This is a genomic window from Streptomyces sp. NPDC101178 (assembly GCF_044767965.1).
GTDB lineage: Bacteria > Actinomycetota > Actinomycetes > Streptomycetales > Streptomycetaceae > Streptomyces.
The window spans coordinates 44,116-56,298 of sequence record NZ_JBIWOZ010000013.1 but is presented as its reverse complement, the minus strand read 5'-3'; the positions used below and the strand labels follow the sequence as shown (position 1 = coordinate 56,298).

The following is a 12,183-nucleotide window of genomic DNA, read 5'->3' as shown; positions in this document are numbered from 1 at the left end:
ACCTAAACGGCAATGAAGCACCCCTATAGGGACAAAACGCTCTCTTAGAGAGCGTTTTATTCTGGAAGGAGTGTTTGGTAAGGCGGCGGATCGCGATCGCTCCTGGGTGCGGTCCGTGGGGTTCAATGCGGGTATGGGGAATGCTCTGTGGGGTCGGCTCTTGGTTGAGGTGCAGGCGGAGGTGGACGGCCTCGTTTCGGCCGGACGGAATGTGCAGGCCATTGCCGTGATGCGTGAGCGTGCCGGTCTGCCGACTCCGGCTCTGCATGAGTGTGTTGACCTGGTGGATCAGCGATTCAGGGTGTTGCGGCAGAGGTCGGCGAGCTCGTGATGATGCGGCGACCAGTGGTCATGCTTCGCGCCAGTTCGGGGTCGATTCGCGGGTGAGCCGTCGGCTTATGAGGTCGACCATGGCTACCTTGATCATGGCTTCGGAGCGGTGGGGGTGGGTTTCGTAGTCGCGGGCGAGCCGGCGGTGGTGCATGAGCCAGCCGAAGGTCCGCTCGACGACCCAGCGCCGCGGAATCACCTTGAAGCCCTTCTGGGCAGGGTCGCGGCGGGTAACTTCGACGTTGATGCCGAGGGGGGCTCCGTGGTCGACGACCTTGGTGCGGTAGCCGGTGTCGGCCCAGGCTTTGGTGATGCGTGGGTGGCCTTCGGCGATGTCCGAGAGTAGATGGATACCCCCGGCGTTGTCGGAGACGCTGGCTGCCTCATCTGCCACACGACACGTCCACTACCCCCAGTCGACACGAAGCAGTCCGTCACCTGAACTGCAATGAAGCGCCCTCCCCGGGACAGAACGCTCTTTTAGCTCAATCGGAGGCGAGGCGATCTGGTCGCAGGCACGGTGTCCGTAGGTGATGCTGGCGCCGCACCCACACCTCGGTCGGACACCCGCCTCGTAGCCGTGGCTCCACCTCGTACGTCACGGCCGACGTCACCAACCAGGTCGGGTGCGCTGCAGTGCTGGACTAGGCCGTTTCTTTCGGATCAGCGGAGGGGAGCAAAGGCGGGTACATGCCGAGGCCGGTCCGGTCCGCTTCCACTGCAGCCAGGTGGCGTCAATTCTGGGGCCGAGTCAGCTACTCCGCCGCCACGATGCGCTCCACTGCGGCCGTCACCAGTTGTTCGCGCTCTGCCTCCGTGAAAACGTCCGGCAGGGTGAGCTGCTCAACGATCATCCAATTCAGCGTCAGCATGAGCAGCTTGACGGCCGTGGCGTCGCCGGGGAGACCGGAAGCCTCGTGATAGGCAACATTGGCGGCGACGTCAGCCCGGACCCGTTCGGTGAGAACCTTACGCAGTTCGGGGCGCCGGGTGGCCTCAAGGCGAAGTTCGAGCAACGCGAGGTAGCCGGCGCGGAAGGCGGCCACCCGGCCGGCGAGCTCCCGCATCAGCTCCGCGTACGCATCCCGGTCCCGGCCAGCCGCCTGCTGACGCGCGATCGTGGCCTCATTGGGCTGGAGCCGCTCATAGACCCGGGCACCGGCCTGGGTGAGCAGGTCGTCGCGGCTAGCGAAGTAGTTGGACGCCGTGCCGGCGGGAACAGCGGCCTCGGCATCCACCGCCCGGAACGTCAGCCCTCGCGCACCTTCGCCGGCCAGCACCTCGATCGCCGCGTCGACGAGGGCCGCGCGCCGCTGGTCGTTCCGTCTCACCATTGACACCACTCCAGGTGTAGTACTACGTTGAAACCACTTCAACTAGAGTACTACGTATGGGGGACCACGTTGCGAAAGCTCGTCTACTACGTCGGCGTCTCGCTCGACGGCCGCATCGCCGGCCCCGGCGGCGAGTTCGACTTCTTCTCGCAGGGCAGCGAGCAGCAGGCCGCCGCCTACTCGACCCGGATGAACGCGCAGTACCCAGAGACCCTCCCGACCGCCTACCGGGCGGCCGCGGGCGTCACCGACGCGCCCAACCGCCGTTTTGACACCGTCATCATGGGCCTCGGCACCTACCGGCCCGCCCTCGACAACGGGATCACCAGCCCATACGCACACCTGCGCCAGTACGTCGTCTCCAGCACCCTCAAGCCGGACATCGATCCAGCCGTCACCGTCGTGTCGAGCGACCCGCTCGCCCTCGTCCGCGAGCTCAAGAGCGAGGCGGGCACCGGCCTGGACATCTGGCTCTGTGGGGGAGGCCGACTCGCGGGCACTCTGCTGCCCGAGCTCGACGAACTCCTGATCAAGACCTACCCGGTCATTGCCGGTACTGGAATCTCGGTAGTCAACGGCGCCTTTGACCCCACCGCCTTCGATGTCGCCGAGCGCACCACCTTCCCCAACGGGGTCAATTTCACCCGCCTCACCCGCCGCTAGGGGGTGTCCGCAATGTCGGTGGGTCGTTGGTCCGTTCGTGGTGCGTCGTCATGAAGTGACTGATCAGGCCTGGGCGGTGATCGGGCCGTTGTTGGCTCCGTCTCGGATGGGGCGGCCGGTGCGGGACCGGAGGCAGGTCCTCAACGGGATTCTGTGGAAGCTGTCCACAGGGGCTGCCTGGCGGGACCTGCCGGAGCGGTACGGGCCGTGGAAGACGGTCTACGAACGGTTCCGTCGTTGGTCGGCGGACGGGACCTGGGACCGGATCCTGGCCCACGTCCAGCAGCATTCCGACGCGGTCGGCGAGGTCGACTGGACATGTGTGTGTCGACTCGACGGTCGTGCGGGCCCATCAGCACGCGGCCGGGGCCCGAAAAGGGGGCCCTGGACCGGTGAGGCACTGGGCCGGTCCTGCGGTGGGCTGAGCACGAAGATCCATCTCGCCTGCGACGGGCAGGGCCGGCCGCTCGCCTTCACGATCACGGGCGGGAACGTGAACGACTGCACGCAGTTCGAGCCGGTCATGGCCCGTATCGCCGTCAAGCGGGACGGGCCCGGCCGGCCCCGCACCCGGCCCGACCGGGTGGCCGGTGACAAGGGCTACAGCTCCCGCAAGATCCGCGCCTACCTGCGAAAACGCGGCATCGGGTGTGTCATCCCCGAACGCACCGACCAGATCAGCGGACGCCGACGACGCGGCGAGACACTCTGCCGCCTCGACCGCACCGCCTACCGGCGCCGCAACGTCGTCGAACGCTGCTTCAACAAACTCAAGCAGAACAGAGCCCTCGCCACCCGCTACGACAAACGAGCCCGCCACTACCAAGCCCTGGTCACCATCGCCTGCCTACAACTCTGGCTCCCCACCGACATTACGGACAGGCCCTAGGCGGTTTCGGCTCAGCGGGCGGACCAGGGGAAGATGCCCGCAATATGGAGTCCGGCCAGGTACATGGTCGCTGTCTTCTCGTAGCGGGTGGCGATGCCGCGCCACTGCTTGAGGCGGTTGATGCACCGCTCGACGGTGTTGCGCTGCTTGTAGGCGCCGCGGTCGAAGTCTGGTGGCCTGCCACCGTGGCTGCCGCGCCGCTGCCGGTGGGCCTGCTGGTCCGCCGGGACGAGGATCACTGCGCGGATCCCGCGCTTGCGAAGGTGGACGCGGATCGCGCGTGAGGAATACGCCTTGTCCGCCAGAACCACGTCCGGCCTGGTGTGGGGCCGTCCGCGTCGGCGAGGAACACGCAGACGCGCCATCACCAGCGCGAATGCGGGTGCGTCGCCGGCCTGTCCGGCGGTGAGATGGAAGGCCAGGGGGCGGCAACTGCCGTCGGCGGCGAGATGGATCTTCGTGGTCAATCCGCCGCGGGACCGGCCGATGGCGTGGTCGTCCGGCTCGCCGACCGGGGCCCCTTTTTGCGGGCCCCGGCAGCGTGCTGGTGAGCGCGCACGATCGTGGAGTCCACCGACACGGCCCAGTTGAGGTTCTCGTCCGCGTCGGCCTGGGCGATCAGCGTGGTGAACACCCGCTCCCAGGTGCCGTCGACGGCCCACATCCGCAGCCGGTTGTAGACGCCTCGCCAGTTGCCGTACTTCTCCGGCAGGTGCACCCACTGCGTTCCCGTCTGGAACTTGAAGGCGATCGCATTGATCACCTCACGGTGATCCCGCCAACGGCCACCCCGCTTCGGCGTGCGGTTGGGAAGTAACGGCTCGATCCGCGCCCACTGCGCGTCAGTCAACGGCACGCCCGGACCAACGATCCGGTGATCCAAACGAAACGGCCTAGGTCCGGTGTCGGCAACCGGCACTTGGGTCGCCGGCCAGACGATCACCGTTCGGTTCTGTGAGCGGCTATCTTGACCACAAGTTGCGGCTGAAAGTCGCAAAGGCGGGCGAAAACCCCTCTGAGCTTGTGCTTTATGGTCTGACCTGGTCGCGTTCGATGATGGTCTCGGGCCGTCTGACGGTCTTGCCCACGACGTGGCGAGCCGCTGGTTCTTCGAGCCGAGCGGGCGGCCGGGGCTGGGCCGGTTGGGTTTCGGTGCACGGGCCGGGCATGGCAGGTGGGCACGGAGGTTCCGAAACCCCCACCGGACGCGGGCCGGGGTGAGCCGGCCGGGCTCAGCGGGCTTCTCCCAGGGGCTGCGGAGGTTGCGGGCCGGCGGACGAGCCAGACGGAGCCGCGTGTGCGGGGTAACGACCAGCCAGGTCCAGCGGTCTGCCGCCTCCGGGGTGCGGAGCTTCGGGCGGGTCCGGCCGAGGGTCTGCTTGATCATCCGGAAGGTATGTTCCAGATCGAATCTCCGCAGGAACGCCTGCCACCGCAGGTCCACCTCGCCACCATTCATGCCTGTCCCCGAGGACCACAGCCAGACGGGCAGGGGTTCTCCGCGACCGGACAGGTGGTCGACCTCCGGACGGATCAAGGTGCCTTCGATGAGGGGCAGTTCGGCGTCGTGGTCGGTCCAGGACGAGCCGACGATCCGCGGTTTTGGACTGCGGCAGAGCGACCAGCACCCTCCGCAGCCGTGCAGTGCCGATACGGCCGTTGTTCAGGGCGGCGTACAACGCTCCGTCCCCACGCCGGTGCTCGGGCAGCAGCGTCGGTTCCACTGGCGCCATCACCTGTCCGTCGGCGCGGAGCAGGGCGTCCGTGAGCTCGAACAGTTCGTCGCGGTACGCGTCCAGGCACGCGTAGAGGTCGCTCCGGAAGCGTGACGCTTCGGCGAACGCTTCCCCTGGCTCGTCAAGGTGCGGCAGGCTCGTCCTCATGGCCTTCGTTCTGGTTCGGTGCATTCTTGGTCGGAGCACAGAATCAGGCGGAGGCCGGTCCGCTGTCCGGAGAATGCTCACGTGAAAGAGCATGTTCGAGGGACCATTCGAGCTGAGGGAGAGGCTGTGGCCTGTCCCGCTTTGCCTGGTTCAAGGGGTATCTCGGATGAGGACGCGTCAGAAACGTGGGGGCACACCTGAACCGTCGACTCCCTGAGCGAGGTCGCACCGAGGCTGTGGATGGGCGGTCATCAGTGGACCGACGCTCTTGGGCAGAGCCATGCTGCGGTCGTCGGTACCGAATTTGACCTGGTCATAAGCCTCTTCACCCAGCCCGACCATGGCCCTGAGCCGGAGGTTGAGCATCTGATCGGTGAGATCCCCGATGGCCCGCTCACTGCCGAGCAGATCCAGGCTGTCCAGCAGCTGGCCAATACCGCGGCCCACGCTATGCGGCGCGGGCGTACGGTTCTGGTCCGCTGCAACGCCGGCTACAACCGTTCCGGCCTGGTGGTAGCGCAATCCCTCATCGAGCTGGGCCAGCCCGCAACGACGGCGATCCAGCTCATCCGGAAAGGCGGTCGCCCTGGTCCTTGAGTAATCAGATGTTCGTGGAGTACCTGACCACCGGCCTCGACGTCGCCTCTCTCCTGGTTGGCCTGGACACCGGTACCTGAGCGTATGGAGGAGGTCGGAGATCGGCCTCAGACCATAAGGAACAAGCTGAGCGCTCTCCGCCTGCGCTCAGGGCGCCAGTCCGCAGGTGTCGGAGCTCGACGCCCCGTCCTGGCCCGTCAGCTTCACGACGACCTTGCCGTCGGCCGCCTGGCTGTAGGCGATCGTGCAGGTCAGCTGGCGGCGGGCGGTGGCGCTCAGGGCCTTGAGGGGGAAGGAGAGGTCGGTCGTCACCGTGCCGCCCGGGGTCATCTTCACCGTGACGGTAGTGCCGGGGCGAGCGGGCGGGAGGGCCGTCGTCAGGCCGGCGGCCCGGTCCACCTCGCGCGGGCCGGCCAGCAGCGCCAGGACGGTCTTCTCCGTGGAGGGCGGGCCGGGTGTGCTGCCGGGGTCCGACTCGACGTAGTCGCCGCCGAAGCCGGCCGAGGGCCTGACCGTCCTGAGTACCGGGTTCAGCCCGCCGTCGGGGGTGCGGAAGAACAGCATCATGTCGTCGTCGCGGTTGTAGAAGGCCTCGACGGTCGCGGGGCCGCCGGCCTCGATGGGGTCGGTCTCCTGGATGCCGCAGCCGGCCAGCAGCAGCGGTACGGAAGCCGCCGCGACGGCGAGGGACGTCACCCGGGTACGGCTCATGCGGTCGCCTCCCCGGTGTCGAGTGGGATCTCCACCGTAAAGACCGCGCCGCCGTCGGGGCGGTTCCCGGCGCGGATCGTTCCGCCGTGCAGGCGTACGTTCTCCTGGGTGATCGCCAGCCCCAGGCCGCTGCCCGCCGAGCGGGTACGGGCCGCGTCGGCTTTGTAGAAGCGGTCGAAGATGTACGGGATCGATTCGGCGCGGATGCCGGGGCCCCGGTCCGTGACCTCCGTTATCAGTACGGGTGTTCCCGCCGGGCGTTCGCCGGTGCGCAGGCCCACCGTGACCGGCGCGCCACCGTGCCTCAGGGCGTTGCCGACCAGGTTGGCGATCACGACGTCGAAGCGGCGCGGGTCGAGCCGGACGCGGATCCCGGCGGGGAGTTCGGCGTGGACCCGGTCGTCCTCGTGCCAGTGCCGGTTCAGGAGGGTCTTGCGGATCGCCTCGGCCACATCCACCTCGTCGGCGTTCAGCTCGGCCGCACGGGCGTCGAACCGGGAGATCTCCATCAGGTCCTCGACGAGCACAGCGAGCTTTCCGGTCTCCGCGCTGACCAGCCGGACCGCCCGGGCGGTGTCGGCGTCCAGGTGGTTCGCGTCCTCGTCGAGGACCTCGGTCACGGCGAGCATCCCGGCGAGGGGGGTGCGCAGTTCGTGCGAGACGTCGGAGGCGAAGCGGCGGGCTCGCGCCTCCGCCTCGCGTAGTTCGTTGACGGAGTCCTCCAGTTGGGCGGCCGTTTCGTTGAACGTGGCTGCCAGGTCGGCCAATTCGTCGTTGCCGCGCACCGCGATCCGGGTGTCGAGTCGGCCGCTGCCCATGCTGCTGGCCGCCCTGCGCAGTTCCCGCACCGGGCGCAACACACTGCGCGCGGCGATCAGGCCGGGTACCAGCGCGACGGCCAGGCCGGGCAGAGCACCGTCGCGAGCGGCCGTGAGGAGGGCGTCGACGTTGATCTGCTCGTCGGTCATCCGCATGACGGCGTACAGGACGAGCCCGCTGGGGAGCGTGCTGTACGGGCCGGTCTTGAAGACCGTGGGCATCGCGATCGTCAGGTACGGGACGCCGTCCTTGACGACCCGCTCGAAGCCGCCGTACGGGTTTGCCAGCGCGGCCCGGCGCAGTTGGGGGGTGATGACGGTGGAGACGGGGTTCTCGCCGGAGGAGGCGCGGAGTGAACCGTATTCGGCGAACACCACCCAGGGGCGCGGTTTGCCCTTGCGGGCGAGGTCGCGCAGAAACTCCTCCAGCCCCTCCTCCCGGATGGGCAGGCCGAAGCCCGTCTGCTGGACCTGCTCGCGGAACGTGGCGACCGCCGTGTCCTGGGTGGTCTTCAGCAGCGCGTTACGCGCCTCGCGATAGGTCAGCGCGGACGTCGTGCCCGCGCTGACGGCGGCGACCAGGAGGAAGGCGGCCAGCAGGCGTGTGCGCAGGCCGAACGCGCGGATCCGGGAACGCGGGCCGGTGGTCCTGCGTGGCCGCCGGTCGGTGAGCATCCATGAACGCCAGGCGGTGGTCACAGCGGGCCGAAGCGGTAGCCGAAGCCCCGCAAGGTCTGGACGTAGCGAGGGCTTCCGGCCTCGGGCTCGATCTTGCCGCGCAGCCGGGCGACACAGGCGTCCACCAGACGGGCATCGGCGTGGAAGGTGTGCTCCCAGACGCTCTCCAGGAGTTGCTGCCTGCTGAACACCTGCTCGGGGGCGGCGGACAAGTGCAGCAGGAGCCTCAGCTCCGAGGGGGCGAGCGACAGCGGCCGGCCCGCCTTGCTGACCGTCAGTCCGCCCCGGTCGATGGTGAGTTCGCCGTACACGTCGATGGCCGGACGGCCCGGTCCGCTGTCGTCCATGCGGCGCAGTACGGCACGGATCCGGGCCTCGATCACCTCGGGGCGGGCGGGCTTGACGATGTAGTCGTCGGCGCCTGCCTCCAGGCCGATGACCACGTCGAAGTCGTCGCCGCGCGGTGAGCATGATGATCGGCAGCTGGCTGTTCTCGCGGACCTGACGGCAGACCTGTACGCCGTTCATCCCGGGCAGCATCAGGTCCAGCAGGAGCAGGTCGGGGCGGAACTCGGCCAGTGCGGCGAGGCCGTCCTCGCCGGTCGCGGCCGCCCGCACGTCGTGGCCGCGGCGGCGCAGGCCGAGCTCGACCCCCTCGCGTACGGCGGGGTCGTCCTCGATGAGGAGCACGCGGGGCATCGGCGGTTCTCCCTGGGGGGTGGTGAGGTGGCGATGGTGGGGGCGGTGGTGGGGCGGTGATCAGCGGCGCCTCAAGTACGCCTGGAAGGCACGGTGAAGCGCGTGGTTGGCGCCGCCGCCCACGGACCTCTCCCATTCCCCCAGCGTCTCGACGACCTGTCCCCCGGTGCCGAGCTTCCACCGCAGCAATCCGTACGCACGTTCCGCCGGATCGAGAGTGGAGGGTACCCCACGCATGTCGTAGACGTCCGCGCCGCCCGCGTGGGCGTCCAGCAGCATCCGCCACTGCAACGCGTTGGAGGGCCGGACCTCGCGGCGATGGTCGGCCGAGGCGCCGGTCTGGTACCAGGCCCGGCGGCCCACCGTGATCATCGTGTGGGCGGCCAGGATCTCGCCCTGGTGACGGGCCAGGTACAGCTTCATCCGTCCCGGTTCCTCAGCGTTGAGCGCCGCGTACTGGCGCTCGTAGTACGTGAGCGAGCGGCCGAGCCGGAAGCCGTCGCGCCGCTCGGTGAGCGCGAGCAGCCGGCAGAACTCGGGGAGGTCCGCCGCGCTCCCCACCACCACCTCCACGCCCTCCTTCCTGGCGCGGCGCACATTGCGGCGCCACTCCTGGTTGAGCCCGGACCACAGGTCCTCGGTCGTGCGTCCGGCGAGCGGCACCTGGAAGACGTGGCGGGGCTGGGCGTCACCGCCCCCGCCTCCGGTCCCCCCTCCTCCGTCGCCGCCGGCTCCGTCCGTGCCGGTCGCGCCGCCGCCGCAGCGGCCCCATCCCCGGGCCCGCAACCGCTCGGCGACGGCAGTGCCGAGCGGGTCGACCTCACTGGCGAGGACGTCGCCCAGGCGGCGGCCCGGGCCGGTGAGCGGCTTGAGCCGGGCCGCGCTCCAGCGCCGGTGGGCGGGTGACGGGCCGATGCGTACGGCGAAGGCGCCGGTGCGGCGCAGGTGCTCCAGCAGCGGGGTGAGCCAGGCGTCGAGGTCCGGATCGCTCCAGTCGGCTACAGGGCCTTCGGGGAGGTACGCGAAGTACTTACGGGTGCCGGGGAACTGGCGCAGCAACACCAGCGCCACGCCCGTCAGTTCGCCCGCCTGAGGGTCCGGCCCCCAGCCGAGCAGCTGGGCTCGCCAGCCCTTCTTGACGTCGGCCCAGGACGGGCACTGCAGGAAACCGGCGCCGAGGGCCTCGCCGTGCGGGGAGGCGAGGAACGCGCGGTAGGTCTGCGTGGTGATGGGGCGCAGGACGACGCCCCGGTTCCTGTCGCCACCGGCGTTTCGGCTGGGGCGTGCGGGGCTGGACGACGACGGCACGAGCAGCGCTGACACGGGCTGGCCTCTCCTTCTCCCCGGCACCAGTCGCGGGGACGGCTCCCCGGGCCTTTCTCGGGGATGCAGAGGATGCTCACAGCGGTTCATGAGCGCTCCGCGCGGCGAATGTGACCGGACCATGACCGTTCCTCACCAGTCGCCGTCACACTGCTCCGTAGCCCCTGACCTAAGGTTTTCCGGCTCTACAGTCACGACATCGCCAATCGAACCGGCCTGGTGGCTGGTGCGGCTCTCGTCGCTCTTCCGGAGGTCCCGTTGTCCCGTATCCGCGTACTCGCTCATGCCCGCGTCCGGGCCGCCGTCGTCGCCGCCCTGCTGGCGCCGCTCGCCGCCTGCTCGCCGGCCGCCTCCCCCGGCTCCCCGGTCACCGAGGTGACGCCGAGCCCGGACGACCGCCCCGTCACGGTCACCGTCACACCCGCCGGGGCGAAGGCCCCGGCCGGTGAACCCGTACAGGTCACGGCCACCGGCGGCCGCCTCACCTCGGTGACCGTCACCAACACCGAGGGCCACCGGCTCGCCGGAAAGGCCGCCGCCGACGGCCGGTCCTGGGTCTCCGACCGCAAGGCCGTACCCGGCACGGCGTACACGGTGAAGGCGGCGACCCGGTCCTCCGGCGGGACCGCCGGGAGCACCGAGGCCAGCTTCACCACGGCGCCGGCGGAGAAGGTCAACAAGGTGGACTGGCGGCCGGGTACCGGCTCCACCGTCGGCGTCGCCCAGCCGGTCTCGCTGGTCTTCGACCACCCGGTCGAGAACCGGGCCGAGGTCGAGAAGCAGCTCCGGATCACCACCTCGAACGACACCGAGGGCTCCTGGGGCTGGATACGCGACTGGTCGGGCCGGGACCGGGTGGACTGGCGGCCCCGGACGTACTGGAAGCCCGGAACCGAGGTCACGCTGAAGGCCGAACTGAACGGCACCGACTCCGGAGCGGCCGGCGGCTGGTTCGTACGCGACTACACGACGGCCTTCACCATCGGCGACCGGCAGATCGTCGAGGTAGACCTCGACCGCCACCAGCTCTCCCTCGTACGCGACGGGAGGACGGTCCGCCGCATCCCGGTCTCGGGTGGCACACCCGGCGGCGACAAGCGGTCCTGGCGCGGCACGGCCGTGCTCATGGCCAAGGAGGGCACGATCAACATGAACTCCGAGACGGTGGGCCTCGGCGACGCCTACGACAAGATGGTCGACCACTCGATGCGGCTCACCTGGTCGGGCATGTACGCGCACGCCGCCCCGTGGAACGCCAAGCACTTCGGCCGGTCCAACCAGAGCTCCGGGTGCATAGGGATGAGCGACGCGGACGCGGCCTGGTTCTACGCGCAGGTGCGGCCGGGCGACCCGTTCGAGATCACCGGCAAGGACACCAAGGGCGTGGTCGACCCCGGGAACGGCTTCGGCGCGTGGAACCTCTCGTGGGCCGCGTGGCAGCAGCGGAGCGCGCTGCGCTGAGGGGGTGGCGCCGACGAGGGCGAACGCATCGACCGAGAGCCACAGAATCTCGCCGGCCGGGTCCGTGACGACCTGCACGCTCACCCCGTGCCGCTTGTGTTTCGAGGGCCCTGCCGTCGCCGACGCGGTCGCACTCTGCGAGCGTGCCGTCCAGGAGGACGAAGTCCGGGTCGTGCGCGCGCAGCGTCTTCAGCAGGCCCGGCGCCTGCTCGGCGAGGAGACCCCTGACTGCGGTGACGTAGGCATGGGCGGTACCGACGGATATACCGAACTCGTGCGGGCGCGAGAAGTTTTCACGGGCGAGAAACGTGCGTCCCGCCCGGCTGCGTAGGATCTCCTCGATCTCGTAGAGGTTGTGGCCGGTGGGCTCGGCCAGATCAGCGGCGGCCAAGCCGCCTCCCGACGCGGTCAGCAGGCCGAGCAGTTCACGTTCCGTTTCGGGTCCGGCCAGCAGTCGCACCAGTTCCCGCTCGCAGTCGGCACGGACCGCCGACGCGACGGTAGCCTCCGGTCTTCGAGCGGATCGCCGAGGCACGACCTCCGCATGAAGTGAGCATAGTAACCGAGAGTGATCGCAGGCGAGGAGTGCCCGAGCCACCGAGTCAGGCTCACGACGGACACTCCGGCTTCCAACACGGCCGAGGCGCAGGTGTGCCGAAGCACAGGGAAGCCGTCCTTCGGAGCCGCCGCCCACCGAGCCGTTTCCAACATGCTGGTGTGGTGCAGCAGTTGGCGTGACAGACGAGTGAAGCCTCTGGCGTACGGGTTCACGACCAAGATCACCCGTTCCGCCGGAG

The 12,183-nt window shown here is 69.3% G+C and carries 8 protein-coding genes and 6 pseudogenes; 4 read left to right on the top strand and 10 right to left on the bottom strand.

The genetic code is table 11. The features are described from left to right. Positions 1-349 precede the first annotated feature (349 nt). Together ACIRR8_RS29500 and ACIRR8_RS29495 are read right to left on the bottom strand one after the other, a co-directional pair. Positions 350-712: pseudogene (locus ACIRR8_RS29500) on the bottom strand (transposase); the annotation flags it as partial. 373 nt (positions 713-1,085) lie between these two features. Further along, complete coding sequence (locus ACIRR8_RS29495) at positions 1,086-1,664, bottom strand: TetR family transcriptional regulator (RefSeq protein ID WP_365944093.1); 579 nt, start codon at positions 1,662-1,664, stop codon at positions 1,086-1,088. Positions 1,665-1,733: 69 nt separating this feature from the next. Here ACIRR8_RS29495 and ACIRR8_RS29490 point away from each other — a divergent pair, with 69 nt between their 5' ends. Then, a complete protein-coding gene (locus tag ACIRR8_RS29490) occupies positions 1,734-2,327 on the top strand; it encodes a dihydrofolate reductase family protein (protein WP_404070489.1) in 594 nt (197 codons plus the stop codon). After that, on the top strand, positions 2,266-3,216 hold the full coding sequence (locus ACIRR8_RS29485; protein WP_404070487.1) for an IS5 family transposase: 951 nt from the start codon (positions 2,266-2,268) through the stop codon (positions 3,214-3,216). Before ACIRR8_RS29490 ends, ACIRR8_RS29485 begins: the two co-directional genes overlap by 62 nt. Before the next feature lie 11 nt (positions 3,217-3,227). Here ACIRR8_RS29485 and ACIRR8_RS29480 read toward each other — a convergent pair. Together ACIRR8_RS29480 and ACIRR8_RS29475 are read right to left on the bottom strand one after the other, a co-directional pair. Further along, positions 3,228-4,087 (bottom strand): IS5 family transposase gene (locus tag ACIRR8_RS29480; RefSeq protein WP_404070719.1). Its coding sequence is split into 2 segments (ribosomal slippage): positions 3,228-3,713 and positions 3,716-4,087, totalling 858 coding nucleotides; the frame shifts between segments, so codons are not numbered across the junction. Positions 4,088-4,244: 157 nt separating this feature from the next. Continuing rightward, positions 4,245-5,099: pseudogene (locus ACIRR8_RS29475) on the bottom strand (hypothetical protein). A gap of 166 nt (positions 5,100-5,265) precedes the next feature. On the opposite strand from ACIRR8_RS29475, the pseudogene ACIRR8_RS29470 reads away from it, so the two are divergent. Then, positions 5,266-5,776: pseudogene (locus tag ACIRR8_RS29470) on the top strand (protein phosphatase). A gap of 67 nt (positions 5,777-5,843) precedes the next feature. Here the strand turns inward: ACIRR8_RS29470 and ACIRR8_RS29465 are convergent. The 4 genes and pseudogenes from ACIRR8_RS29465 to ACIRR8_RS29450 form a co-directional block, all read right to left on the bottom strand. Further along, positions 5,844-6,407, bottom strand: coding sequence for a hypothetical protein (locus ACIRR8_RS29465; protein WP_404070485.1), 564 nt, complete (start codon positions 6,405-6,407; stop codon positions 5,844-5,846). Beyond that, positions 6,404-7,900 carry an ATP-binding protein gene (locus ACIRR8_RS29460; RefSeq protein WP_404070483.1) on the bottom strand — a complete coding sequence of 499 codons (1,497 nt, stop codon included), beginning with the start codon at positions 7,898-7,900 and terminating at the stop codon, positions 6,404-6,406. The genes ACIRR8_RS29465 and ACIRR8_RS29460 overlap by 4 nt, the downstream gene beginning before the upstream one ends. A gap of 20 nt (positions 7,901-7,920) precedes the next feature. Beyond that, positions 7,921-8,602: pseudogene (locus ACIRR8_RS29455) on the bottom strand (response regulator). 60 nt (positions 8,603-8,662) lie between these two features. After that, complete coding sequence (locus ACIRR8_RS29450) at positions 8,663-9,925, bottom strand: lipid II:glycine glycyltransferase FemX (protein WP_404070481.1); 1,263 nt, start codon at positions 9,923-9,925, stop codon at positions 8,663-8,665. 258 nt (positions 9,926-10,183) lie between these two features. Between ACIRR8_RS29450 and ACIRR8_RS29445 the strand changes: the two genes are divergently transcribed. Next, the gene (locus tag ACIRR8_RS29445) at positions 10,184-11,386 is read left to right on the top strand and encodes an Ig-like domain-containing protein (protein ID WP_404070479.1); all 1,203 of its coding nucleotides are present in this window, start codon (positions 10,184-10,186) and stop codon (positions 11,384-11,386) included. On the opposite strand, the pseudogene ACIRR8_RS29440 reads toward ACIRR8_RS29445, so the two are convergent. Both ACIRR8_RS29440 and ACIRR8_RS29435 read right to left on the bottom strand, forming a co-directional pair. Then, positions 11,370-11,657: pseudogene (locus tag ACIRR8_RS29440) on the bottom strand (IS5/IS1182 family transposase); the annotation flags it as partial. The gene ACIRR8_RS29445 and the pseudogene ACIRR8_RS29440 sit on opposite strands and share 17 nt — an antisense overlap. Before the next feature lie 137 nt (positions 11,658-11,794). After that, positions 11,795-12,082: pseudogene (locus ACIRR8_RS29435) on the bottom strand (hypothetical protein); the annotation flags it as partial. Between the last annotated feature and the right edge of the window lie 101 nt (positions 12,083-12,183).

Excerpts from the sequence above, each read along its gene's own strand:
- ACIRR8_RS29485 (WP_404070487.1), top strand. The coding sequence starts at position 2,266 with ATGTCGCCGAGCGCACCACCTTCCCCAACGGGGTCAATTTCACCCGCC.
- ACIRR8_RS29495 (WP_365944093.1), bottom strand. The coding sequence starts at position 1,664 with ATGGTGAGACGGAACGACCAGCGGCGCGCGGCCCTCGTCGACGCGGCG.
- ACIRR8_RS29460 (WP_404070483.1), bottom strand. The coding sequence starts at position 7,900 with ATGCTCACCGACCGGCGGCCACGCAGGACCACCGGCCCGCGTTCCCGG.
- ACIRR8_RS29465 (WP_404070485.1), bottom strand. The coding sequence starts at position 6,407 with ATGAGCCGTACCCGGGTGACGTCCCTCGCCGTCGCGGCGGCTTCCGTA.